This window comes from Thalassovita sp. (assembly GCF_965218685.1).
In the GTDB taxonomy this organism is placed as follows: Bacteria; Pseudomonadota; Alphaproteobacteria; order Rhodobacterales; family Rhodobacteraceae; genus Thalassobius.
On record NZ_OZ244657.1, the window covers coordinates 2,088,755 to 2,113,669 of the forward strand.

20 protein-coding genes and 2 tRNA genes are annotated in these 24,915 nt (G+C 60.5%); 14 read left to right on the plus strand and 8 right to left on the minus strand.

All coding sequences use genetic code 11. The features are described from left to right. Positions 1–3: 3 nt before the first annotated feature. Complete coding sequence (locus ACOQOQ_RS10435; protein ID WP_420566927.1) at positions 4–1,698, minus strand: XylR N-terminal domain-containing protein; 1,695 nt, start codon at positions 1,696–1,698, stop codon at positions 4–6. Positions 1,699–1,962: 264 nt separating this feature from the next. On the opposite strand from ACOQOQ_RS10435, the gene ACOQOQ_RS10440 reads away from it, so the two are divergent. The 8 genes from ACOQOQ_RS10440 to ACOQOQ_RS10475 all read left to right on the plus strand — a co-directional run bounded on the left by ACOQOQ_RS10440 (position 1,963) and on the right by ACOQOQ_RS10475 (position 10,215). Next, the gene (locus tag ACOQOQ_RS10440) at positions 1,963–3,435 is read left to right on the plus strand and encodes an aldehyde dehydrogenase family protein (protein WP_420566928.1); all 1,473 of its coding nucleotides are present in this window, start codon (positions 1,963–1,965) and stop codon (positions 3,433–3,435) included. 18 nt (positions 3,436–3,453) lie between these two features. Next, the gene (locus ACOQOQ_RS10445) at positions 3,454–4,554 is read left to right on the plus strand and encodes an NAD(P)-dependent alcohol dehydrogenase (protein WP_420566929.1); all 1,101 of its coding nucleotides are present in this window, start codon (positions 3,454–3,456) and stop codon (positions 4,552–4,554) included. Between the two features lie 93 nt (positions 4,555–4,647). Beyond that, entirely contained in the window at positions 4,648–5,967 is a 1,320-nt protein-coding gene (locus tag ACOQOQ_RS10450; protein ID WP_420566930.1) for an ABC transporter substrate-binding protein, read from the plus strand. Positions 5,968–5,972: 5 nt separating this feature from the next. Continuing rightward, a complete protein-coding gene (locus tag ACOQOQ_RS10455; protein WP_420566931.1) occupies positions 5,973–6,719 on the plus strand; it encodes an ABC transporter ATP-binding protein in 747 nt (248 codons plus the stop codon). Then, on the plus strand, positions 6,716–7,441 hold the full coding sequence (locus ACOQOQ_RS10460) for an ABC transporter ATP-binding protein (RefSeq protein ID WP_420566932.1): 726 nt from the start codon (positions 6,716–6,718) through the stop codon (positions 7,439–7,441). Before ACOQOQ_RS10455 ends, ACOQOQ_RS10460 begins: the two co-directional genes overlap by 4 nt. Next, on the plus strand, positions 7,434–8,378 hold the full coding sequence (locus ACOQOQ_RS10465; protein WP_420566933.1) for a branched-chain amino acid ABC transporter permease: 945 nt from the start codon (positions 7,434–7,436) through the stop codon (positions 8,376–8,378). The genes ACOQOQ_RS10460 and ACOQOQ_RS10465 overlap by 8 nt, the downstream gene beginning before the upstream one ends. After that, positions 8,375–9,385 carry a branched-chain amino acid ABC transporter permease gene (locus tag ACOQOQ_RS10470; RefSeq protein ID WP_420566934.1) on the plus strand — a complete coding sequence of 337 codons (1,011 nt, stop codon included), beginning with the start codon at positions 8,375–8,377 and terminating at the stop codon, positions 9,383–9,385. Before ACOQOQ_RS10465 ends, ACOQOQ_RS10470 begins: the two co-directional genes overlap by 4 nt. Beyond that, on the plus strand, positions 9,382–10,215 hold the full coding sequence (locus ACOQOQ_RS10475) for an alpha/beta fold hydrolase (RefSeq protein ID WP_420566935.1): 834 nt from the start codon (positions 9,382–9,384) through the stop codon (positions 10,213–10,215). The genes ACOQOQ_RS10470 and ACOQOQ_RS10475 overlap by 4 nt, the downstream gene beginning before the upstream one ends. 136 nt (positions 10,216–10,351) lie before the next feature. Here the strand turns inward: ACOQOQ_RS10475 and ACOQOQ_RS10480 are convergent, their stop codons facing one another. Further along, a complete protein-coding gene (locus ACOQOQ_RS10480; RefSeq protein WP_420566936.1) occupies positions 10,352–12,172 on the minus strand; it encodes a M3 family oligoendopeptidase in 1,821 nt (606 codons plus the stop codon). Positions 12,173–12,286: 114 nt separating this feature from the next. Here ACOQOQ_RS10480 and ACOQOQ_RS10485 point away from each other — a divergent pair, with 114 nt between their 5' ends. Further along, the gene (locus ACOQOQ_RS10485) at positions 12,287–13,114 is read left to right on the plus strand and encodes a fumarylacetoacetate hydrolase family protein (protein WP_420566937.1); all 828 of its coding nucleotides are present in this window, start codon (positions 12,287–12,289) and stop codon (positions 13,112–13,114) included. Between the two features lie 3 nt (positions 13,115–13,117). On the opposite strand, the gene ACOQOQ_RS10490 is transcribed toward ACOQOQ_RS10485, so the two are convergent. Together ACOQOQ_RS10490 and ACOQOQ_RS10495 are read right to left on the minus strand one after the other, a co-directional pair. Further along, positions 13,118–14,080: an alpha/beta fold hydrolase gene (locus ACOQOQ_RS10490; protein WP_420566938.1), complete on the minus strand. Its 963-nt coding sequence runs from the start codon at positions 14,078–14,080 to the stop codon at positions 13,118–13,120. Positions 14,081–14,083: 3 nt separating this feature from the next. Then, positions 14,084–14,374, minus strand: a complete 291-nt coding sequence (locus tag ACOQOQ_RS10495) for an SCP2 sterol-binding domain-containing protein (RefSeq protein WP_420566939.1) — start codon at positions 14,372–14,374, stop codon at positions 14,084–14,086. A 70-nt stretch (positions 14,375–14,444) separates the two neighbouring features. Between ACOQOQ_RS10495 and ACOQOQ_RS10500 the strand changes: the two genes are divergently transcribed. The 5 genes from ACOQOQ_RS10500 to ACOQOQ_RS10520 all read left to right on the plus strand — a co-directional run bounded on the left by ACOQOQ_RS10500 (position 14,445) and on the right by ACOQOQ_RS10520 (position 19,396). Beyond that, entirely contained in the window at positions 14,445–15,005 is a 561-nt protein-coding gene (locus ACOQOQ_RS10500) for a tetratricopeptide repeat protein (protein ID WP_420566940.1), read from the plus strand. 28 nt (positions 15,006–15,033) lie between these two features. Beyond that, complete coding sequence (locus ACOQOQ_RS10505) at positions 15,034–17,835, plus strand: helicase-related protein (protein ID WP_420566941.1); 2,802 nt, start codon at positions 15,034–15,036, stop codon at positions 17,833–17,835. Positions 17,836–17,845: 10 nt separating this feature from the next. Then, the gene (locus ACOQOQ_RS10510) at positions 17,846–18,220 is read left to right on the plus strand and encodes an RNA-binding S4 domain-containing protein (protein ID WP_420566942.1); all 375 of its coding nucleotides are present in this window, start codon (positions 17,846–17,848) and stop codon (positions 18,218–18,220) included. A gap of 49 nt (positions 18,221–18,269) precedes the next feature. Then, complete coding sequence (fdxA, locus tag ACOQOQ_RS10515) at positions 18,270–18,608, plus strand: ferredoxin FdxA (protein ID WP_420566943.1); 339 nt, start codon at positions 18,270–18,272, stop codon at positions 18,606–18,608. A gap of 278 nt (positions 18,609–18,886) precedes the next feature. Then, on the plus strand, positions 18,887–19,396 hold the full coding sequence (locus tag ACOQOQ_RS10520) for a CarD family transcriptional regulator (RefSeq protein WP_420566944.1): 510 nt from the start codon (positions 18,887–18,889) through the stop codon (positions 19,394–19,396). 121 nt (positions 19,397–19,517) lie between these two features. Here ACOQOQ_RS10520 and ACOQOQ_RS10525 read toward each other — a convergent pair. The 4 genes from ACOQOQ_RS10525 to ACOQOQ_RS10540 form a co-directional block, all read right to left on the minus strand. Then, a tRNA-Gly gene (locus tag ACOQOQ_RS10525) sits at positions 19,518–19,592 on the minus strand. A 175-nt stretch (positions 19,593–19,767) separates the two neighbouring features. Then, positions 19,768–19,842 (minus strand) — tRNA-Gly (locus ACOQOQ_RS10530). Between the two features lie 164 nt (positions 19,843–20,006). Continuing rightward, on the minus strand, positions 20,007–23,444 hold the full coding sequence (locus ACOQOQ_RS10535) for a pyruvate carboxylase (RefSeq protein WP_420566945.1): 3,438 nt from the start codon (positions 23,442–23,444) through the stop codon (positions 20,007–20,009). Positions 23,445–23,682: 238 nt separating this feature from the next. After that, on the minus strand, positions 23,683–24,849 hold the full coding sequence (locus ACOQOQ_RS10540; protein WP_420566946.1) for an alpha-hydroxy acid oxidase: 1,167 nt from the start codon (positions 24,847–24,849) through the stop codon (positions 23,683–23,685). Positions 24,850–24,915 lie beyond the last annotated feature (66 nt).

A 24,915-nucleotide genomic window follows, 5' to 3' on the forward strand; every position in this document is an offset into this window, starting at 1 on the left:
GCGTTATGACCCTTTGTCAGGGCGGGCCGGGGTAATTCCGAACTTGGACAAACGATAGTCCAGCTTGGCGCGGCTAAGCCCAAGCGCGCGCGCTGCGGCGGACACGTTGCCGCCGGCATCTTCCAGCGCTTTGGCATAGGTTTCCGCCTCGACCTCTTCGAAATTGCGCGTCGCCCCCGCGCTCTCGTCAATCGAGGATCGCCGCACGATCTTGCCCGAACGATGCAGACCGTCGACGAATCCGGGCATCTCTTCGATCCCGGTGAAAATATGAGAGATATCCAGGTCGCCTCCGGGTTCGGCATAGATCACGCCGCGTTCCAGCATGTTGGACAGCTCGCGGATGTTCCCCGGGTAATCATAGCGCAGCAGTAAATCCATCGCCGAGCCCGAGATGGTGCGAATGGGCTTGCCATGGGCGCGCGCATGGCGCCGCAGAAAATGCTCGATCAGGACGGGCAGATCATCGCGGCGCTCGCGCAGCGGCGGGATGGCGATGGGCAGCAGGGACAAGCGATAGAACAGGTCGGCGCGGAACTTTTCGGCGTCCAACGCGGCGCGCGGGTCCCCGCCAGTGGCGGACAGCACTCGCAGCTGCGTTCCGTTCTGGTCAAACTGCACCAAAGTCGTGGCCAGCTGCCCTTGCGTGGCCAAAGGCAGTGCCAACACGTCATTCAGGAAAAGCGTGCCGCCGCGCGCCCGCGCGATCGAGCCTTCCTCTCCGAACAGCCCGCCATCGACCAGCCCGTTCTCATACATGCTGCAATTGACCGAGACGAATGGCCCCGCAGGCGTTCGGCCGATATCGTGCAAGCGGCGGGCGAACAGCTCTTTGCCGGTGCCTGGTTCGCCCAGAAACAAGACCGGCTGGTCATAGCCTGCGACCTGCTCCATCAACCGGCGCGCACGTTCGATCGCTGCGGATTTCCCAATGATGGCGTGGGGGGCTTCTACCGGGGTTTCAACCGGGACATCGACCGGGGGGGTCCACGGTTTCGAGCGCGGCCCCGATTCCGATTGCACAAGGCCGTAGATTTCCAGCTCGGGCACGTCGTCGCCCCATTCTTCGGCGTTACGCCCGATGACAACACAGCGTTCGGCCCCTTGCCCGGCGCATTCGATCTCGCGGAAGATCACCGGGTGCCCCAGCAGTTCCGAGGTGAAGCCAGACGGAGTGCCGGCCTGCATCCAGCAGACCGGACAATCGGCGATGCCGTGATTGCTCAGATGTTCGGCGGCCTCGGTGCTGTCATGCCAATGAAATTCACCGTGGTAATGCCCCTTGGCCAGATCGAACTCGAACCGTTTAGTGGTCACCTTGACCCAGCCTTCGATCGTATGCAGCCGGGGTCCGGCGGCCAGCGCGGCGGTCAGGTCGTCCTGTTGAAACCGTTTGCGCAACAGGTCGGCATACATCTTCCCCTGACGCCAGCCCGTCCGCATGAACAACCGCCTGGCTGCATCCAATCCCAGCGCCTCGATCATCTCGCTGCGCAGGTGGCCAAAGACACGGGTTTGCATCAGGACCATGCGTTCGTCGTTCAGCCAGATGCGTCCGTCCCCAAGGGCAAACTGCAAAGCGCCCGCCAGATCCGACAATGTTGGTGGCGCGCCTTCCTCAAGCAGGGCCGAGTCGCCCCGCGCCAGCATTCCGGGCGCCTTGCGCGAGGCTTCTTTCAAAGAGATGCGATTGGTCATTTGTCTGATTTCATGAATAGATTTTCTATATTTCACTATTTCATGAAAAACTTTTGTCGTCCATAAGACTGATAAAAATAAATAATAACAATGAGATATAGGAAATATGCGCGCGATCTTCTGAAAGATGTTGCTGGAATAAAGCACAAAGACAACATCTGAGCTCAAGGGAGGAATCAACGCAGGCTGAAGCCCGCAATCTGCCATCGGCAGATGCCGGTCGAGCTGTGTTTGCCGCCTCCCACCACATAGGGAGATTTTCACATGGACGGCAACGCCCACAACTTTCTTGATACCCCTCGCTGGAGCGGAAAAATCTTCGTCAGCGGCTGGACCGCATCCGAGGCCGGCGAGACCGAGGTGACCGCGCCTGCGGACGGCAGTTTTGTCGCGACCGTTGGCAAGGGCAACGCCAATGACGTGACCCGCGCCGCCGCCGCGGCTGCGGCCGCTCAGCCCGCGTGGGAGGCAACCCCGCCGCACGAGCGCGCCAAAATCCTGAACGCAGCCGCCGATATCCTGGAGGCGAATGGCGAGGAGCTGATGCCCTGGATCATCCGCGAAACCGGCTCGATCCCGCCGAAGGCCGGCATCGAGATCGAACATTCCGCAGGGTTCCTGCGTGCTGCCGCTGCTGCAGCGGTGGAGCCTCAGGGCAAGATCATTCCCAGCCAGGACGGCCGCCACGAAGAGCTTATCCGCGTGCCGCATGGTGTGATCGGGGTGATCTCGCCCTTCAACTTTCCACTGATCCTGTCGATCCGGGCGATCGCTGCAGCCTTGGCCACCGGCAACGCGGTTGTGCACAAACCCGATCCGCGTACGCCGATCAGCGGGGGCATGATCATCGCCCGTGTGTTCGAAGAGGCCGGTCTGCCGGCTGATCTGTTGCAGATCGTACCGGGGGGCGGCGACGTTGGAGCGGCCCTTTGCGAAGACGAAAACATCGCCATGGTGTCCTTTACCGGGTCCCCCGAAGTGGGCGCAAAGGTTGGCGAGGCTTGTGGCCGCAACCTGAAACGCGTGCAGCTGGAATTGGGCGGCAAGAACGCTCTGGTGGTTATGGATGACGCGGATTTCGACGCGGCGGCCTCGAATGCGGCCTGGGGGGCCTGGTTGCATCAGGGCCAAATTTGCATGGCAACGGGCATGATCCTGGCGCCCTCTGCGATTGCCGAAAAACTGGCCGAAGCACTGGCCGGCAAAGCCGCGCATCTGCCGGTTGGCAATCCGGCCACCGAACAATGCGCGCTGGGACCGCTGATCACTGGGCAAGAGGCCACACGGGTGCAGGGCATCGTCGAAGCATCGGTCGTCGTGGGCGCCAAGCTGCACGCAGGCGGCACCGCTCAGGGCACCATGTTCCCGGCCACGGTTCTGTCCGGTGTGAAGCCCGGCATGCGCGCCTTTGACGAGGAAATCTTTGGGCCCGTCGCTGTGGTCGTGGCTTACAATTCCGAGGAAGAGCTGGTCGAGATGGTCAACTCCACCGGATTTGGACTGGCTGCGGGGATCATCGCCGGTGACACCGGTCGTGCCCGTCGTTTGGGTGACAAACTGAAGGTCGGACATCTGCATATCAACGACCAGACTGTCGCCGCCAGCCCCTTTGCGCCCTTTGGTGGTCGCGGTCGCTCGGGCAACGGCACCCGCATCTCGGGGCCAGCCATCTGGGAAGAATTCGCCCAGTGGGTTTGGGTCACCACCTTGGCCGAACCGCGAACCTATCCGTTCTGAGCACAAGGAAACTGACAGATGAAAATCAAAGCAGCAGTTGCCCGTGGATCGGGCGAAGCGTTGACCCTGGAAGAGCTGGAGCTGGAAGAACCGCGCGCGGACGAGGTGCTGGTGCGCGTTGTTGCCACCGGGATCTGCCACACAGATCTGGTGGTGATCGCCGGGCATTTGCCCACCCCTATGCCCGCCGTTTTGGGACACGAAGGCGCAGGTGTGGTTGAAAAGGTCGGGGCCGACGTGACCAAGGTCAAACCGGGCGACCATGTGGTGATGACCTTCAATTCCTGTGGCAAATGTCCGTCCTGCAGCGAGCACGAGCCAGCTTACTGCTACGAGTTCTTTCCGCGCAACTTCTTTGCCACCCGCCCCGACGAGTCGGTGGCGCTGTCGAAGGGGGCAGAAAGCATTCATTCGAACTTCTTTGGCCAAAGCTCTTTTGCCACCTATGCCCTGTGTCACCCGACCAATGTGGTCAAAGTGCCCGAAGATGCCGATCTGGAACTTCTTGGCCCGCTGGCCTGTGGCATTCAAACTGGTGCCGGCGCTGTCATGAATGCCTTGAAGGTGAAAAAGGGCAAAAGCTTTGTCGTCTTCGGGGCAGGCTCGGTTGGGCTGTCGGCAGTGATGGCGGCCAAGGCCCTGGGTGCCGGCACGATTGTGGCGGTCGATCTGAATGACAGTCGTCTGGAAACCGCCAAAGAGCTGGGCGCAACCCACACCATCAACGCCGCAGATGAGGGCGTTGTCGAAAAGATCCGCGAATTCGGAGGCTTCGGTGTAGACTATGCGCTGGATACGACGGGTCTGCCCGCCGTGATCCGCCAAGCGGTCGAGGCTTTGGCCCCGCGCGGTGCCTGCGCCATCCTGGGCGCGCCGATGCCCGAAAGCCAGATCACCTTCGATAACACGGATTTCATGTCGCAAGGCAAGAAACTGATCGGAGTGGTCGAGGGCGCCTCGCAGCCCGACAGTTTCATCCCGGAACTGATCGCGCTGTGGAGAGCGGGGAATTTCCCCTTCGACAAACTGGTGACCTTCTACGACTTCGACCAGATCAATCAGGCCGTCCACGACAGCCACGAAGGCACCGCGATCAAACCGATCGTCCGAATTTCTTGATCTGCCACCACTCACACAATCACCAGAGGCGTCGCGAGTCGGCTCTGGTTTATCGGGGAGCGGAAATATCCGCCCCTGTCAGGGAGGAATAAAATGACTAAATCCAACATCATCGGTATTTCACGCCGGTCGTTCAACCAATTGCTGGGCAGCGCTGTTGCCACGGCCAGTGTTCCCGCATTTGCTTCGCGCGCCTTTGCGTCCGCCGAGGATACGCTGCGCATAGGTTTCGTCGGGCCGCGGTCCGGCCCGCTGGGCGTCTTTGGCGAGGGCGACAATTTTCTGATCGACAAGCTGAACGCCAACATGGCGAACGGTCTGACCATCAATGGCAAGACCTACGCGGTCAAGGTCGTGCTGGGCGACACCCAGTCCAACCCGGTGCGCGCCAGCCAGGTCACCAAGGACATGATCAACGGTGACAATATCGACCTGATGATCACCAGCTCGACCCCTGAAACGGTGAACCCGGTGGCCGATGCTTGTGAGGCGGCAGGGATGCCCTGCCTGTCCACCACTGCCCCGTGGGAGGCATTTTACTTTGGTCGTGGCGGTGTGCCCGGTGAAAAGACCTTTAAATGGACCTACCATTTCTGCTTTGGCACCTCGAATTTCGTGACGCTGTATACTGATCAGTGGTCGCAGATCGAAACCAACAAAAAGGTCGGCGTGCTGCTGCCCAGCGATGCTGACGGCAACGCCATTCGTGCAGGGCTGGTGCCTGCCTTGGCCGATGCCGGATGGGACATCGTCGATCCGGGACCATACGAAAACATGAGCGCGGATTTCTCGAAGCATATCAAGGCGTTCAAGGATTCCGGTGTCGAGATCGTCAACACCTTTCCGTTCCCGCCCGATTTCCCGGTGTTCTGGCGTCAGGCGGCACAGCAGGGTCTGGCCGCTCAGACCAAGATCATGCAGATGGCCAAGGCTGGCCTGTTCGCGGCCGAGCTTGAGGCGATGGGGCCGCTTGGTTATGGGTTGCATGCGGGCGCCTATTGGCATCCCAGTTTCCCGTTCTCGTCCCCGGCTTTGGGGCTGACCTCGGCCGAGATTGCCGCAGGGTACGAAAAGACCTCGGGTAAGCAGTGGAACCAACAGGTCGGCGCGACCGCGTCGCTTCTGGATGCCGCAATTGCCGCACTGGCAGCATCTGGTGCACCCAAGGACAAAGCCGCCGTTGCCGCTGCACTGGGCAGCCTGAAATGCGATACGGCCGTTGGGCCAATCGACTTTGCTGCCGGGGCTATGGGGGGCGCCGTGGCCAACGCGTGCGAAACCCATCTGGTGGGCGCTCAGTGGAACAAGGCCGAAAAAGGTCCGTGGGATTTCCAGCTGGATATCGTGTCAAACGCCGATCATCCTGCGGTGCCCACCACCGCGCCAATGACAGCCTATAAGCTACCGGGCTGATCATAATGCAGATGCCCATAGCTGAAACCGGCAACCTTCTGACCGCGCGTGGCGTATCGAAAAGTTACGGCAGTTATAAAGTGTTGCACGAAGTGGATTTCCATGTCGCACCTGGCGAGGCCGTGGGAATTGTTGGCCCAAACGGGGCCGGCAAGACAACATTGTTCGGTGCGCTGGCTGGGTCTTTCCCGGCCAGCGCAGGCGACATCCATTTTGCGGGACAGGATTTTGCAGGCTACTCTGCGGCCGAGCGTTGCCGCGCAGGGCTGGCGCGGACCTATCAGATCCCACGCCCGTTTTCAGGACTTTCCGTGTTCGAAAACGTGCTGGTTGCGGGCCGTGCCGGGGCAGACCTGAGCGAAGCAAATGCCACAGTGCGTGCAGCCGAAGTTCTGGACCTGACGGGGCTGGCGGCACTTGCCAATACGCCCGCAGCGGCGCTTGGTTTGCTGGATCGTAAGCGCCTGGAGGTCGCCCGCGCCCTGGCCACTGGCCCAAGCCTGATCCTGCTGGATGAAATCGGCGGCGGCTTGACCGAGGGCGAGATCGTCGAATTGGTCGAACTGATCCGCAAACTTTTGGATCAAGGCACGACCGTGGTTTGGATCGAGCACATCCTGCACGCATTGCTGCGCGTGGTGACCCGGCTGGTCTGCATGGCCGAGGGCAGGGTACTGGCCGAGGGGAATCCAACCGAGGTCATGGCCCATCCCGACGTACAGAAAGCCTATCTGGGGAGCAGCCCGGAATGACAATTCTTTCGCTTGAAAACATTACCGCCAAACATGGTCTGCTGACCGCTGTTCACGACCTTTCGCTGGACATCGCTGAAGGCGAGGTCGTTTCGGTGATCGGGGCCAATGGGGCCGGGAAAACCACTCTGATGCGCCTGATTGCCGGGGCGCATCCCTTGGGGGGCGGCACTCTGACGTTCAACGGGGCGGATATCGGCCGTCAGACCAGCTTTGAGCGGGTCCGCGCGGGCATTGCAATGTCCCCGGAAGGGCGGCGGTTGTTTCCTGAAATGACGGTGCGCGAAAATCTTGCCATCGCAGGTGAAAACGGCCGCAAGGGCCACTGGACGCTGGACATCGTGTTGGAGGCGTTCCCGCAGCTTGCCCCGTTGCTTGGCCAGACTGCGGGCGGATTGTCAGGGGGGCAACGTCAGGCAGTGGCGATTGGCCGGGCCCTGATGGCCAACCCGTCGCTGATCCTGCTGGACGAGGTGTCGCTGGGCCTGTCCCCCGCAGCCGTCGATCTGGTTTATCAATCGCTGGAAACGCTAAAGGGGCAGATGACGATGATCATCGTCGAACAGGATCTGGCCCGTGCGATGGCGTTTTCGACCCGTATTCTGTGCATGGCCGAAGGCGTGCTGGAACTGGACGGCGCGCCTGACGCTCTATCGCGCGAGCAGATCACCAACGCTTATTTTGGCATTCACAAAGCAGACGAGGAACAGGCCCATGCTTGACGCTCTGGTTCAAGGCATCCTGCTGGGCGGTTATTTCGCTCTGCTTGCTGCCGGGTTGTCGCTGATGTTCGGCGTCGTCCGTTTTATCAATCTTGCCCACGGAGACATGGCCGTTTTGGGGGCGATGCTAGCCTATTGGCTGGTACAAGGCTTTGGTGTGCCGGTGATCTGGGCGATTGTCGTGGTGCTGCCGGTGATGGGCGCCTTTGGCTGGATGATGCAGGCCTATTTGTTTGAACGCGCGCTGCGGGGTGGGTTTTTGGTGCCGATCCTGACCACAATCGGTCTGGGGGCCGCGTTGCAGAACGGGATGTTCGCCGCCTTTGGGTCGGACACCAAATCGCTGGGCGCGCATATCGGAGCGTTGTCCTGGTCGGGTTGGACCCTGCCGGGTGGGATCATTGTCGGTAAGTTGCCGGTCTATACCTTTGTCACGGCTGTGGTGATCCTGGTGGTGTTGCACCTGATTTTGACCCGTACCAAGCTGGGGCGCGCCATCCGGGCCACCGCTTCGGACGGTGAAGCAGCCGAGCTGTGTGGCGTGGACGCCGCCAAGGCCCACCGCGCCGCTGCCGCGATTGCCGTGGCGCTGGCCGGTTTGGCTGGTATCTTTTTCGCGATGCGCGCACAGGTGACGCCCTATGCCGGTCCGATGCAGCTGATATTTGCGTTCGAGGCCGTGGTAATCGGTGGGATCGGGTCGTTGTGGGGCACGCTTGTCGGAGGCATCATCCTTGGTGTTAGCCAAGCACTTGGCGGTATGATTTCCGCGCAGTTTTCGGTGCTTGCAGGGCACACTGTCTTCCTGATTGTTCTGATCGTCCGGCTGGCCCATGAGGGCGCCGCCGCCCGAGGAGGCTGGCACGCGATGTTGCACGCCTTGCTTGATCCTCCGCGAAAGAAAAAACATTCCAATCTGAAGGGGGCCGCGGAATGAGTACGCCCAATATCCTCCCTCTGCCACGCGGAGACCGTCGCTTGATTGCCGTCGCGATTGCGCTGTTCGCTGCGTTGCTGCTGCTGCCGCTGGTTGGCTCTGCGTTGATGGTCGACAAACTGACGCTGCTGTTCGTTTATGTGATGATTGCGATGATGTGGAACCTGATGGCGGGGTACGCCGGGCTGGTTTCCGTGGGTCAGCAAGCTTTTGTCGGGTTGGGTGGCTATGCGATGATCCGGCTCGTCGATGCAGGAATGCCCCCGTTTCCGGCGATCTTTGCCGGGGCCGCGCTGACGCTTTTCGCAGCTTGGGTGCTTAGCTGGTTCGTGCTGCGCATGAAAGCTGGCGAGTTCGCCATTGCCACCTGGGTTCTGGCCGAGGTGATCCGCTCTTTGGTTTCGTTCGATCCGCTTATTCAGGGTGAAACCGGCACGTCGCTGGTGGCGCTGAACGCTTATGACCCCGATCTGCGCCGCAATGCGATCTATCTGCTGGCGCTTGGGTCCGTCGCCGTCATGCTGGTCTTTACATGGCGGTTGCTGCGCGGACGGTTGGGAGCTGAAAGCCAAGCCATTCGTGATGACGAAGAGGCCGCGGCCTCGGTCGGGATTTCGACCATGCGGGTGAAGCGGATGATCTATCTTGCTGCCGCCTTTGGTATCGCTCTGGCGGGCGGGCTCTGGCTTGCGTCGGCAATCACGTTCCAGCCCCGCACGGCCTTTGGTGTGCAATGGTCGGTGTTCATGCTGTTCATGGTACTGGTGGGTGGGCTTGGCAGCTTTATCGGCCCGATCCTGGGCGCCATTTTGTTCTTCGCCCTGCAAGAGATCTTTGGGGATTTCGGCGCTTGGTATCTGGCGGGGATCGGTTTGGTTGCGATCGGATTTGCCTTGTATGTCCCCCGCGGATTGGTGGGACTTTGGCAAGATCGGGGACGTGCCGAGCCGCTGTCGATGCGTAAACTTCTGAATAATGACCCCATATTGAAGAAAGAGACCCCATGAAAACTGATTTCGTGACCGTTAACGACACCAAGATCCGCTATGCCGACAGTGGTGGCAGCGGCATTCCTGTCCTTCTTTCCTCGGGTGTCACTGGCTCGTTAGAGTTTTGGCAGCCGCAGTTCGACGCGCTGGGGCAAAAGCTGCGTCTGATTGCCTGGGATTACCCCAATCATGGTTTGTCCGAGCTGAATCCGGCTGTGGTGACACCGTCGGCGTATACTGAAACCCTGTTGGGTCTGTTGGATGCATTGCAGATTGAAAAGGCTGTGCTTGCCGGAAATTCGCTGGGTGGCACCCTGTCGATCCGTGCGGCCGCTGCAGCGCCAGAGCGGGTGGCAAGCCTGGTCCTGCTGGCCCCCGCGATGCTGGGCAAAGAGGTATACCTGCCCTTCCGCCTGATGACACTTCCGTTTCTGGGTGAGATCATTAACAAGCCGGGCAAAGGGGCGGTTGAACAACAGATCAAAAGCATTTTCGTTGACCCAGCGAAAACCACGACCGAGGCACTACGCGAGGTGATCACCCGCAACACGATGCGCGAGGGCGTTGCCACTCCGTTCCTGGCCTTTTTGCGGGCTACGATGTCGATGAAGGGGATCAAGGCAGACCTATGGCAAGAGCAGATGGACATGGTCTCGCGCTTGGCCTGCCCGGCGCACTTCATTCACGGTGTCCAGGATAAGGTCCTGCCCATCGCCCAGTCCGAGCGCGCAGCCAAGGCGGCGCCTCAGGGGCGCGTGACCCGGCTGGAAGGTTGCGGCCATACCCCGCAGCTGGAAATGCCGGACCAAGTGAACGCCTTCCTGCAAGAGGCCGTCGCCGCGTTGTAACCGCCTGCAAACAAACGGGGGCATTCAACGTTGCCCATTGAATGCCCCCTTGCGACTGTACCGGAACCGGCCAGGGTTGCTGGCCAATCGGCTACATTTTCTGTGAACGCCGCGTATGTCCAAGCAGCGGTTTGGATCAGTCCTCCATCGCCTCAAGCTCGTCAATGAAGCCTTCGATCATCGACAGGCCCTTGTCCCAGAATTTGGGGTCACTGGCATCCAGTCCGAAGGGGGCCAGAAGCTCTTTGTGGTGCATCGACCCGCCCGCTTTCAGCATGTCGAAATACTTGTCCTGAAAACCTTCGGGCGCGGCCTCGTAGGCGGCGTAAAGGGCGTTCACCAGACCGTCGCCGAACGCATAGGCGTAGACGTAGAAGGGCGAGTGCACGAAGTGCGGGATATAGGCCCAGAAGGTTTCGTACCCGTCCATGAAATCAAACGCGTCACCCAGAGATTCCGCCTGCACCGACATCCACAGGGCGTTGATATCGTCCGGGGTCAACTCCCCCTCGCGCCGCGCCGCGTGCAGCTTGCATTCAAAGTCGTAAAACGCGATCTGACGGACGACCGTGTTGATCATATCCTCGACCTTGCCGGCCAGCAGGACCTTGCGCTCTTCCTTGGTTTCAGCCTTTTCCAGCATCTTGCGGAAGGTCAGCATTTCCCCGAACACCGACGCGGTTTCGGCCAGCGTCAGCGGGGTCGAGGACAGCATCTCACCCTGATCAGCGGCCAGAACCTGGTGCACGCCGTGGCCCAGTTCATGCGCCAGGGTCATCACGTCGCGCGGTTTGCCCAGATAGTTCAGCATCACGTAAGGGTGCACCTCGGTGACGGTGGGGTGGGCAAAGGCGCCGGGGGCCTTGCCGGGTTTCACTCCCGCGTCGATCCAGCCCTTGTCAAAGAAGGGTTGCGCGATTTCGCCCATGCGCGGGTCAAAGGCGCTGTAGGCCTCCATCACGATGCTTTGGGCCGCGTCCCAGTCGACGGTCTTGGTGTCCTCCATCGGCAGGGGGGCGTTGCGATCCCAGACCTGCATGCGGTCCAGACCCAGCCATTTGCGTTTGAGGTTATAGTACCGGTGCGACAGGCGCGGATAGGCAGCGACCACGGCGTCGCGCAGGGCCTGAACCACCTCAGGTTCGACGTCATTGGACAGGTGCCGCCCGGTCTGAGGCGTGGGCATCTTGCGCCAGCGGTCGATGACCTCTTTTTCCTTGGCCTGCGTGTTATGGACACGGGCGAAGGTCTTGATATTGGCGGCGAAAACACGGGCCAGTTCATGCGAGGCCGCCTCGCGTTTTGAACGGTCCTGTTCGGTCAGCAGGTTCAGCGTGCCTTCGATGTTCAGCTCTTCGCCGTCCACGGTGAACTCCAGCCCGGCGATGGTTTCGTCGAACAGCTTTTCCCAGGCGTCGCCAACAACGCCCAGATCGTGCAGGAACTGCTCCATCTCATCCGACAGCTGGTGCGGCTTCATGGCGCGGATACGGTCGAACACGGGCTTATAGCGGGCCAGATCGGCATTTTCGGCCAGCATCGCGGCCAGTTTGTCATCTTCGATCCGGTTCAGTTCCAGCGTGAAGAACACCAAAGGCGTGGTGAAATTGGTGATCTTTTCCTGGCAATCGGACATGAATTTTGCGCGGTCCGCATCCACGGTCAGCTGGTAATAGCGCAGGCCCGCATAGGACATCACGCGCCCGGCCTTGGTGCTGATCTTCTCGTTGCGCAGCACGCATTCCAGCAGGCCGGCGGCATCCAGCGTGTCCAATTTGCCCGCGTAATCGGCGGCAAAGGCAGCGCATTCACCTTCAAGCCAGTCCAGATCGGCAGTCAGTTCGGGCGCGTCATCGGCAGCGTACAGATCGGTCAGATCCCATTCCGGCAGGTCCCCCAATCCGTCAGAGCCGGACCCGGCATTTGCGTCGCGCACGGGGAAGGGAAGCTGGAACATGAGGCACCTCTTGGTTGATTGCCAAACAGACATAGGACGGGCGCGCGCGGGCCTCAAGGGCTTGTGCGTCCGGGGCGTGCGGATAAGGTGGCTTTCGACAAAGAGGGGAGCACTATGCGCTATGTACGCTACGGTCAGCCGGGGACCGAAAAACCCGGAGTTCTGGATGCCGAGGGCCGCGTGCGCGATCTGTCCGGGGTTGTTGATGACCTGTCAGGCGACGTGCTGGGTGCGCTGCCGCAGGTGGACCCAGAGACACTGCCTTTGGTTGACGGAAACCCGCGTCTGGGCATCCCCGTGGCGGGGATTGGCAAGCTGGTCTGCATCGGCCTCAACTATCGCGATCACGCCGAAGAGGCCGGCATGGCCATCCCAGAAGAGCCCATCGTGTTCATGAAAGCCACCAGCGCGCTGAACGGGCCGAATGATCCGGTGCTGATCCCGCGAGGGTCCCAAAAATCCGATTGGGAGGTCGAACTGGGCGTCGTCATCGGCAAGCCTGCGAAATACGTCAAGGCCGCGGACGCGCTGGACTATGTGGCGGGCTATACGATTGTGAATGACGTGTCCGAGCGTGCGTTTCAGGCGGAACGCGGCGGGCAGTGGACAAAGGGCAAAAGCTGCGACACCTTCGGGCCGGTGGGGCCGTGGCTGGTCAGCCGTGATGAGGTCTCTGACCCGCAGAACCTGGTGCTGGAGCTGGACCTGAACGGTAAACCGGCGCAGCGGGGGAACACCTCTTCGATGATTTTCACCATCGCGCAGATCATCGAACATCTGACCGAGATGATGAGCCTGCAACCCGGTGACGTTATCGCGACGGGGACGCCTCCGGGCGTTGGGATGGGTATGACGCCCCCTTCCTATCTGAAAGCGGGTGACGTGATGGAACTGCGGATCGAGGGGCTGGGTCACCAGCGCCAAGAGGTCGGGCAGGACTAGACCCTAGCAGGCGACCTTGGGTGGCGCGGCCATGCGGGTGCTGTCGAACAGTTCCAGGATCCGCGCCATCGAAGCTTCGCGCATCTGCGGGGTTTCCATAAGAACTTCGTGTTCGCCGTTTTCGACCATGATCAGCTCGCCACCCGGCCAACTGGCCATGCGGGTCTGAATGCGCTTGGGGTCGACAATCCGCTCGTTTGTACCAAGAAAGGTCAGGCAGGGCAGATTGGGGGCAGGGCGACGGCTGAGTTCGAGTGTTTCGCTCAACGCTTCGTGCACCCAGTTCAGGCTGGGCCCGCCAAGGGACAGTTCAGGCTGGGCCAAAAGCTGCTCTTGCATGAAACTATACATGCCCGGATCCGTGGTCAGCGTGTTGCCCTTGAAGGGCTCGGCCAGAACATAGGCCTGCATACGCGAGCCAGGCACCGGGTTGTTTGCGGCACCCATCACGCGGCTGGCCCACGAGATCGCCCAAGCTGCTGGACGCGCGGCCGGATGCAGGGTGATGCCCCACATCGGTCCGGTGAAAACGCAGGCATTGACTGTCAGACCTTCCATCACGGCGCGCAGGCCGATCGCGCCCCCCATCGAGTGAGCAATCAGGAAATAGGGCTTGGGAAGCTCCAGCTCTTGGGCGGCGCGCACCATGGCGCGCACGTCGTTCTGGTAATCAGTAAACTTGTCGACATGGCCGATCAGGGGATCGTCAAGCAGCCGGTCCGCCAGTCCCTGTCCGCGCCAATCCATGGCAAAAGTGGCATAACCGCCCTGTTGCAGGGCGGCGGCCGTGTGCGCGTATTTTTCGGCATATTCCGTGCGGCCAGGGAACAGAAATACCGTTCCCTTCTCGGCCTCTTGTCCCCACAAAACGGCGCGCACGCGCGGGCCGTCGGATGTTTCCAACCAATAGGCGGCGCCATCAGGCGCGATGTCACAAATATCGGTCAGAAAAGGGGCTGGGGTCATTTATCAGGCCAGGGCGGCGCCCAATTGCATGGCTTTGCCCATATCGCCGTCAACGCTTAGCTTTCCGCTCATGAATGCGGCGGTTGGGTTCATTTCACCCGTCATCATCGCCTCGAACGTTTCGGCATCGGCGGTCAGGGTGACGTCGGCTTCGTCGTCGGACAGGCGAGCGCCGTCGGCATCCACAACGATTGCGCCTTCGCCCTCGATCACGAATTTGGCCGAGCCGTCGAAATCGGCATCAGCGATCTTTTCGTTCAGTGCAGCGACGGCGGCTTCCATTTTCTCGCTCATGGTCTCTTCCCTTTTATTTGATGGCTCGGGGCTGGTCAAAAGCGCCCGGCGCGTTACAGTTGATCCTGTTATGAGCGTGAAAAAACACAATCTCAAACGTATCGTCGCGGCAACCCTGCTGACAGTAACGTTTTCCTTACCTTCGCAGGTTCAGGCCGAATCCGTGCCGGATATGCTGTCCCAACTTAAAACAGCGGACGAGGTCGAGGCCAAGCGTTTGGCCAAAGAAATTGCTTTGCGGTGGGGGCATTCTGGCTCGCCTGCAATGGACCTGCTGTTGAAGCGCGGGACCGAGGCCGCGATGCGCGGCGATTTCGAAGAGGCGATCGGCCATCTGACAGCCCTGACCGATCACGCGCCCGAATTTGCCGAAGGTTGGCACCAGCGTGCCAGCACCTTCTACCGGATGGATCGCTATGGTCCTGCCATGCATGACCTGGAGCGCGCGCTGCATCTGAATCCGAACAATTTTCAGGCTATGTTTGGGCTTGGTGCGATCCTTGAACAAGTCGGCAAACCCAAGTTGGCGCTTGAGGCTTACAGCCTTGCACTGACCGTTCACCCGCACTACGAGGAAGCCAAGGAAGCCATTGCGCGCCTTGGCTCGACGGTCGCGGGACCCAAGCTTTAGGCGCCAAGTCGGACAAGGACGGCCCATCATGGCCCAGAATGCGCGCATTACGGCTGTCTTGGGGCCGACCAATACGGGCAAGACCCATTATGCCATCGAACGGATGCTGGGATACCGGACCGGCGTGATCGGCCTGCCGCTGCGGCTGCTGGCCCGCGAGGTCTATGACAAGATCGTTGCAGCGCGTGGCCCCTCGGTGGTGGCGCTGGTCACGGGCGAAGAGCGAATTGTTCCCCCGCGTGCCCAATATTGGGTCTGCACGGTCGAGGCGATGCCCGAGGGGATTGGCGCTGACTTCGTGGCCATCGACGAAATCCAGCTGTGCGAAGACCCCGAGCGCGGCCATGTCTTCACCGATCGCCTGCTGCGCGCTCGCGGTCTGCATGAAACGGTGTTTCTGGGCGCCGATACCATTCGCAGCACCATTGCGCAGCTGGTTCCGGGGGTCGAATTCGTGCGCCGCCAGCGGATGTCGCAGTTGACCTATACCGGTCCCAAGAAAATCAGCCGGATGAAGCCGCGCAGTGCCATCGTCGGGTTCTCGGTCGAGGATGTCTATGCCATCGCCGAACTGATCCGCCGACAACGGGGCGGCGCGGCTGTGGTGATGGGGGCGCTGTCCCCACGCACGCGCAACGCTCAGGTCGAACTGTATCAAAACGGCGACGTCGATTTCCTGGTTGCGACGGATGCCATCGGGATGGGGCTGAACCTGGATATCAACCATGTCGCGTTTTCTTCGATCATCAAGTTCGACGGGCGGCGCATGCGCTATCTGCAACCCAATGAGCTGGCGCAGATCGCTGGGCGGGCAGGGCGGGGCATGTCTGACGGCACCTTTGGGGTCACCGGCGAGGCCCCCGATTTGCCCGAAGAAACCGTAGATGCGATCGAAGATCATCGATTTACTCCGATCCGCAAGATCCAATGGCGCAACCCGGCGCTGAAGTTCGGCTCGATCGACGCGCTGATCCGCAGCCTGGAAGAGCAACCCAACCACCAACTTTTGCTGCGCGCCCGCGAAGCCGACGACCTGATGGCGCTGAAATCGCTGCAGTCAGTGGCGGAAATCCGCGCGCGCGCTAGCGATGCCCCCTCTGTTCGCCTGTTGTGGGATGTTTGTCGCATTCCCGATTTCCGAGGGATCAGTCACAACGAACATGCGGGTCTTTTAGAGCAAATCTTCAAGGATTTGCACGAAACTGGGCGCGTTCCGCGTGATTGGCTTGCCAAGCAGGTCCAGAGAATTGATAGGACAGATGGCGACATTGACACATTGTCGAAACGTCTGGCTTTTATTCGCACGTGGACATATGTCGCGCAGCGATCAGGCTGGGTTGACGATGAAACCCATTGGCGAGAGGAAACTCGCGCTGTAGAAGACAGACTGTCAGATGCGCTTCATACGCGCCTGACTCAGAGATTTGTGGACCGGCGCACATCGGTTTTGTTGCGGCGGCTCAAACAGAAGGAGGCCCTTTTGGCCGAAGTGAATGATCAAGGTGAAGTGACCGTCGAAGGCGAATTTGTCGGTCGGTTGGAAGGGTTCCGTTTCCGTCAGGACAAGGACGCAACAGGGCAAGAGGCCAAGACATTGCGTCAGGCCAGCCTGCAGGCGTTGGCGCCACATTTCAACTTGCGGGCGGACCGGTTCTATAACGCACCGGATACCGAGATCGACTTTACCGAACAGGGTGGCCTGATGTGGGGCGAGCATGCCGTGGGCAAGCTGGTCTCGGGCGCTGATCCGTTGAAACCCGAAGTGACCGCCTTTGTCGATGACGAGGCTGGCGCGGACGTGGCGCAGAAGGTCCAGCGCCGTCTGCAGCACTTCATCGACCGCAAGATCGCGGCCCTGTTCGAACCGCTGCTGGCAATGAGCCAGGACGAGGCTTTGCCCGCACAGGCACGTGGCTTTGCGTTCCAGCTGGTCGAAAACTTTGGCATCATCCCGCGCGGCCAGGTCGCCGACGAGGTGAAGGCTCTGGATCAGGACGCGCGCGGTACGCTGCGCAAGCATGGCGTGCGTTTTGGTCAGTTCACCATCTTCATGCCGCTTCTGCTGAAACCCGCGCCGACCCGTCTGCGTCTGGTTCTGTGGTCGCTGTCCAAGGGGCTGCAAGATTTCCCCGAGGCGCCGCCGCCCGGTCTGGTGACCGTGCCTGCGCTGGAAGGCATGCCCGACGGCTTCTTCGCCATGTCCGGCTATCGCGCCGCAGGTGAACGTGCGATCCGCATCGACATGCTGGAGCGTCTGGCAGATATGCTGCGCGCCGAAGATAGCCGTGGCGGTTTCGAGGCCAAGGCGGACATGCTGTCGATCACCGGCATGACGCTGGAGCAATTCGCCGACCTGATGCAGGGTCTGGGCTACAACGCCGACAAGGGCGAGCGCGAGAAGGTCAAGGCGACCCCCGCAGAAGCCCTGACAGAAGCCCCGGCTGCTGAAGCCGCCCCGGAGGCTGCTGCCGAAGAAACGCCCGAGATTGCAGAAGAACCCTCTGCCGAAGCGCCCGAGGCCTCAGAGCCCGCCGCTGAAGAGCCCGCAGCCTCGACCGAGCCAGAGATGGAAGTGTTCTTTACCTTCACCTGGGGTGGACGCCGCCAGGGCGGTAATCGTCAGCGCGGCGATCGTCCTCAGGGTAAACAGGGCGACCGTCCCCGCGGCGAGCGCAAGGGAGGCAAACCGCGCCGTGATGGCAAAGGTGGACGTGATCAGGGTCGCGGTAAGGCCAAGACCTTTGAATCCCGCCCGCCCAAGAAAGAAAAGCCGATTGACCCCGACAACCCCTTTGCAGCAGCGCTGATGGGGCTGAAAGACAACAGCTGATCGCGGCTCGATGACCTTGGCCGTATCAAAGCTGCGCGTAGACAAATGGTTGTGGTTCGCGCGTTTTTATAAAACGCGCGGGCTGGCCAGTTCACAGGTGACAGGCGGGCACATCCGCGTGAACGGCTCTAAGATCGCCAAAGCCTCGTTCGGGGTGACGGCGGGCGACGTGCTGACCTTGCCGCAAGGCAATCAGATTCGCGTGGTCAAGGTTTTGCAGCTTGGAACACGGCGCGGCCCTGCGCCCGAGGCCCAAACACTGTACGAAGATTTGACCGAACCCAAGGAAGACATCCCAAAGTCGCCCAAATTTGAAGGCAAAGGACGCCCAACCAAGCGGGACAGGCGAATGATCGACCTTGGTCGCGCTGGGGAACTTGAATGATCAAGGCCATTGTTCTAGCTAGGGCCAGACAAAATGATGGAAGAGAATTATGACTTACGTCGTCATCGATAACTGCATCGCTTGCAAATATACGGACTGCGTCGAAGTGTGCCCGGTGGATTGTTTTTACGAAGGTGAAAACATGCTGGTGATCCATCCCGATGAGTGTATCGACTGCGGCGTGTGCGAGCCCGAATGCCCTGCCGATGCCATCCGTCCGGACACTGAACCGGATATGGAAAAATGGGTCGAATTTAACCGCAAATACTCGGAAGCCTGGCCGGTCATCGTGTCCAAGAAGGACCCCATGCCGGGCTATGAAGAGAAAGACGGCGAAACCGACAAGGTGACCAAGTATTTCTCGGAAGCGCCGGGCGAAGGCGGCTAAGGCCGATTCGCCATTTGGTTCCACTGCGGGGCCTTTGACTGTTGAATATGATCAAAAGCCCTTATTCCTAAGGGCTTTTCTGCAATGCAGCCCCGGTGTTTCAGTAGGGCGCATTTTGTGGTATCATGAACGTTATATGACGAAGATCACTTGATATCTGGCCTTCGCGCTGCTGCCCATTGGGGGCTTTGCGAAATCAAACAAACTGACGAGGCGACGTATTGCCTCGCCGGTTCTTTTGTCGCCTGAAGAAAGTGATCCTTGCAAGGAAGGATTGCATGAGCAAAGCGAAGAAATCGGCATTCAGCCCGAACGAGTACGTAGTCTATCCGGCCCACGGTGTTGGTCAGATCGTGTCCATCGAAGAGCAAGAGATCGCCGGCATCCAGTTGGAGCTGTTCGTGATCTCGTTCGAAAAGGACAAGATGACCCTGCGTGTCCCCACCAACAAGGCGCTTGAAATTGGCATGCGTTCGCTGTCCTCGCCTGACGTGGTCAGCCAGGCCATGAAAACGCTGAAAGGCAAGGCCAAGGTCAAACGCGCGATGTGGTCGCGCCGCGCGCAGGAATATGAACAGAAGATCAACTCGGGTGATCTGATAGCGATTGCCGAGGTCGTGCGCGACCTGCACCGCACTGACGATCAGCGCGAGCAGAGCTATTCGGAGCGTCAACTGTACGAGGCCGCCCTGGAGCGTCTGACCCGTGAAGTGGCTGCGGTTTCGGGCGCAGACGAGGGTGATGCTGCCAAGCAGGTTGATGAGGTTCTGATGGGCCGCGCAGCCTGAGTTAGCGCGACAAACGAATGACGGAAATGGCGCCTTCGGGCGCCATTTTTCTTGCGCAACTGTCAGCAGACGCAGCAGCGCCGCGGTGGCAGAGTTCTGAATTTTCAGGAAGATTTCGAATTGGAGCGGGCGAGGCGATTCGAACGCCCGACCCTAACCTTGGCAAGGTTATGCTCTACCCCTGAGCTACGCCCGCACCATTTCGTGAGGCGGTTAATAAGAAAATGGGGCGGGTCCCGCAAGGGAAAACGACACGAAATCCTGAAAAAATTGTGGATATTTTTCGGGGGGATAGACGGCGATTTTCGGGCATTTAAAACGAAAAAACGCGGCCGAGGCCGCGTTTTTCGTGTTCCCTGTGAAGGGAAGTTTGGAGCGGGCGAGGCGATTCGAACGCCCGACCCTAACCTTGGCAAGGTTATGCTCTACCCCTGAGCTACGCCCGCTTCCTTGGGTGAGGCGTGAAATATTCCGTATCGCCGGGGGGTTCAAGAAGAAAATCACGGTTTAATGAAAAAATATCGAGGCCCATGGGCAGGGGGCTGCGGCCATGAAAAAAGGCGCGCCGGTTGGGCGCGCCTTTGCGTTGTTTGTCGGGCTTGCGGCCAGATTACTCCAGCTCGATCAGCAGGTCCTTGGCGTCGATCTGAGCGCCGGGGCTGACGTGCAGCGCCTTGATGGTGCCAGCGCGTTCTGCGTGAATGCCGGTCTCCATCTTCATGGCTTCGATGGTCAGAAGCAGATCGCCCTCGGTGACTTGCTGGCCGACCGAAACCCCAACCGAGGCCACAACGCCGGGCATGGGCGCGCCGATGTGGTTCTCATTGCCGACCTCGGCTTTGGGCCGCGCGGCGGTCGAGGACTTGATCAGACGGTTCGGCACGCGGATCACACGCGGTTGACCGTTGAGCTCAAAGAACACTTTAACCTCGCCGTTTTCATCGGTTTCGCCGATGGCTTGCAGACGAATCTCCAGTGTTTTGCCCGGGTCGATCTCAGCCGAGATTTCCTCGCGCGGCTCCATCCCGTAGAAGAACGTTTTGGTCGGCAGGGTGCGCACGGGACCGTATTGGCGATGACGACCCATGTAGTCCAGGAAGACCTTGGGATACATGAGGTACCCGTTCAGGTCCTCGTCATCGATCTCCATTCCCTCCAGCTCGGCGCTTACCTTGGCACGCTCTGCCTCGAGATCCACGGGGGGCAGGTGCTTGCCGGGGCGCTCGGTGTTGGGGGCTTCGTCCTTCAACACCTTTTTCAAGATGGTGTCGGGGAACCCACCCGGAGGCTGGCCCAGGTTGCCGCGCATCATGTCGACGACGCTGTCAGGGAAGGCCACTTCCTTGTCAGGGTTTTCCACGTCATCGCGGGTCAGGTTCTGGCTGACCATCATCAGCGCCATGTCGCCAACCACCTTGGAGGACGGCGTCACCTTGACGATATCGCCGAACATCTTGTTGACCTCGGCATAGGTGTGGGCGACCTCGTGCCAGCGATCCTCAAGCCCCAAAGAGCGTGCCTGCGCCTTGAGGTTGGTGAACTGGCCACCGGGCATCTCGTGCAGGTATACCTCAGAGGCGGGGGCAGCCAGGCCACTTTCGAACGCGACGTATTGCGCGCGCACCTGTTCCCAATAGTCGCTGATCTGGCGCACCTTGCCGATGTCCAGACCAGTGTCGCGATCGGTGTGGGCCAGCGCTTCGACGATCGAGCCCAGACAGGCCTGCGAGGTCCCGCCACTGAACGCATCCATCGCCGCGTCCGCCGCATCCACGCCCGCATCGGCCGCGGCCAGAATGGTGGCGCCAGCGATGCCGCTGGTGTCGTGGGTGTGGAAATGCACGGGGATGGACAGCTCTTCTTTCAAAGCCTTCACCAGCACGCGGGCTGCGGCGGGTTTCAGCAGGCCGGCCATGTCTTTCAGACCCAGAACATGGGCGCCAGCGGCCTCCAGTTCCTTGGCCATGCCGACATAGTATTTCAGGTCATACTTGGCGCGGTCCGGGTCCAGAATGTCACCGGTATAGCAGATCGTGCCTTCGCAGATCTTGCCGCTTTCCACGACCGCATCCATGGCAACGCGCATGTTTTCAACCCAGTTCAGGCTGTCGAACACGCGGAAGACATCCACGCCGGTGACGGCCGCCTGGCGCACGAATTCCCGCACGACGTTGTCGGGATAGTTTGTGTAACCCACGCCGTTGCTGGCGCGCAGCAGCATCTGAGTCAGCACGTTGGGCATGGCGGAGCGCAGATCTCGCAGACGCTGCCACGGACATTCCTGCAAGAAGCGATAGGCCACATCAAACGTGGCCCCGCCCCAGCATTCCACGCTGAACAGTTGCGGCAGGTTGGCCGCATAGGCCGGCGCCACGCGGATCATGTCGATCGAGCGCATGCGGGTGGCCAGCAGCGATTGGTGCCCGTCGCGCATGGTGGTGTCGGTCAGCAGCAGTTGCTTTTGATCCAACATCCAGTCGGCCACGGCCTTGGCGCCTTTTTCTTCCAGCAGGGTGCGCGTGCCAGGCTGGATGACCTCGGCCTTGGCGGGGGGCTTGGGCAGGCGTACCTCGGCCGGTTTGGCACGGCCTTGGGTTTCCGGGTGCCCGTTCACGCTGATGTCGGCGATATAGGTCAGCACCTTGGTGCCCCGGTCACGGCGCTGATCGAACTTGAACAGCTCGGGCGTCGTGTCGATGAACTTGGTGGTGTATTCGTTCGACAGGAAGGTCGGGTGCTTCAGCAGGTTTTCCACGAATGCGATGTTGGTGGAAACGCCGCGAATACGGAATTCGCGCAGCGCCCGATCCATCCGCGAGATCGCAGCCTCGGGCGTTTGGGCGTGGGCGGTGACCTTGACCAGCAGGCTGTCATAGTAGCGCGTGATCACCCCGCCCGCATAAGCCGTGCCGCCGTCCAGACGAATGCCCATGCCGGTCGCCGAACGATAAGCGGTCAGGCGGCCGTAATCGGGGATGAAGTTGTTCTGCGGGTCCTCGGTGGTGATCCGGGTTTGCAGAGCGTGTCCATTCAGGCGGATTTCCGACTGGTCGTTTTTGCCGGTGGCCTCGGCCAGAGGTTTGCCCTCGGCAATCTTGATCTGAGCCTGTACGATGTCGATGCCGGTCACTTCTTCGGTGACGGTGTGTTCGACCTGCACGCGCGGGTTGACTTCGATGAAATAGAACTTGCCGCTGTCCATATCCATCAGGAATTCGACGGTGCCCGCGCATTCATAGTTCACATGGGCGCAAATCCGGCGGCCAAGCTCGCAAATCTCGTCGCGCTGATCTTGCGTCAGATAGGGCGCGGGCGCGCGCTCGACGACCTTTTGATTGCGGCGCTGGACCGAGCAGTCACGCTCCCACAGGTGGTAGATTTCGCCGTGCTGGTCGCCAAGGATCTGTACCTCGACGTGGCGGGCGCGGATGATCATCTTTTCCAGATAGCCTTCGCCGTTGCCAAAGGCGGCTTCGGCCTCACGGCGGCCTTCCAGAACCTTCTCTTCCAGCTCGTCTTCGCTCATGATCGGGCGCATGCCGCGACCACCGCCACCCCAAGAAGCTTTCAGCATCAGCGGATAGCCAACCTCGGTGGCCTCTTTCTTGATTGCCGCCATGTCATCGCCCAGAACCTCGGTGGCGGGGATGACGGGCACACCGGCCTCGATCGCCACGCGGCGGGCGCTGGCCTTGTCCCCCAGGGCGCGCATGGTTGCCGCTTTTGGACCGATAAAGGTGATGCCGTTCGCGGCGCAGGCGTCCACGAAATCGGGGTTTTCAGACAGCAGGCCATAGCCCGGATGAATCGCGTCTGCGCCGCTTTCCTTGGCGACGCGGATGATCTCGTCGATCGACAGATACGCGGCCACGGGGCCCATCCCTTCGCCGATCCGGTAAGCCTCGTCCGCTTTGAAGCGGTGCAGGCCCAGCTTGTCTTCTTCGGCATAGACCGCGACGGTCTTTTTGCCCAGCTCGTTCGCCGCCCGCATGACGCGGATTGCGATCTCACCCCTGTTGGCGATCAGGATTTTTTGAAAATCAGGCATCAGAAGGCTCCCCTTGTTGGCATCTGTCCTGGTTAAGGATGCGTATTGCTAACGTTTCGCTGCAACGCGGCGCAATACCTAGTCGTACGGAGTTCGTTAGATTTCTGTAACATTCGATGTCAATTCTGACAGAATTCCAACGGCTTGCTGGCAATAAAAACGGTATTAATAAAAAATAACGATAAATATAAGTACCCGAGAGCGCTCTTTAGGTCGTGCCCTCAACGTGGTCAAAGGCTCAAATTGGCGCCAACATATCTGAATGAGGTACGAATCGCGTCAATCGCCCCGAAAGCTCGATCAGGGACGTTGTCCCAAGCTGACCCATGTTGGCCAGCAGATCGCGGCGCAGAATATCGATCAGATGCGCGGGGCCATCGGCACCCAAGGCCCCCAAGGCATAGTGCCAGGCCCGCCCCATCATCACCAAATCCGCCCCCAAGGCGAGGGCGCGGCATATGTCCAGACCTCCCTCGATCCCGCTGTCAAAGACTATCGGCAGCTGCGTGGCGGCGCGGATCGCAGGCAGCACCTCGATGCTTGCAGGCGCGGCGTCGAACTGGCGACCAGCGTGATTGCTGACCCAGATGCCGTCTACACCCGCTGACTCCAGCCGAGGGACGTCACGCACGTCCAGCACGCCCTTGACCACCAGCGGTCCGTCCCATTCATCACGCAACGCCTGCAGATAGTCCCAATCGGGCGAGGTGCGCAGCATGTACCCCGCATGTTCAGTTGAGCTCAGCCCCGTCACCTCGGCGGCATAACTATCGATCAGCCGCATCCGGGGCATTCCGTGTTTCAAAGTCCCAAACGCCCAGGCCGGACAGGACGCCACCTGTGCCAAAAGACGGGGCGTCAGCTTGGGCGGGCTTGTCAGCCCCGAACGTGTCTGCCGTTCGCGCCGGCTGGCCACGGGGACGTCGACGGTCAGCACCAGCACGCGGAACCCGGCATCGCGCGCCCGTTTCAGCATGTCCGACCGGATCGAGGGATCGCGCGGCGGATAGACCTGGAACCACCCATTGCCGTTCAGGCAATCGGCCACGTCTTCGGGGGTGCGGCTGGCGACGGTGGACAGCCCATAAGGAATGCCGCTGCGCGTTGCCTCGGCCGCCAGCAGACGTTCCGCATCGGGCCAGAACAGGCCTGACATCCCAACCGGACTGACCCCGAATGGCAGGGGATGGGTTTGCCCAAACAGATCAACCGACAGGTCTGGCGTGATCTCTCCGTGCAGGATCGAGGGCATCATCAACACCTCGTCCAGCTTGGCGCGGTTGCGGGCCTGCGTGGCCTCGGTTCCGGTGGCGCTGTCCAGGTATTCGAACACGAAGCTGGGCACCCGTTTGCGTGCACGCGCCTTCAGATCCAGGATCGCAGGGTATTTCTGATGCAGGTCCATGTGGCGTATTTGGGCGTGCGATGCGCCGAATGTCCAGCGCCGGGATGATCGGGCAGACCGCGAAAT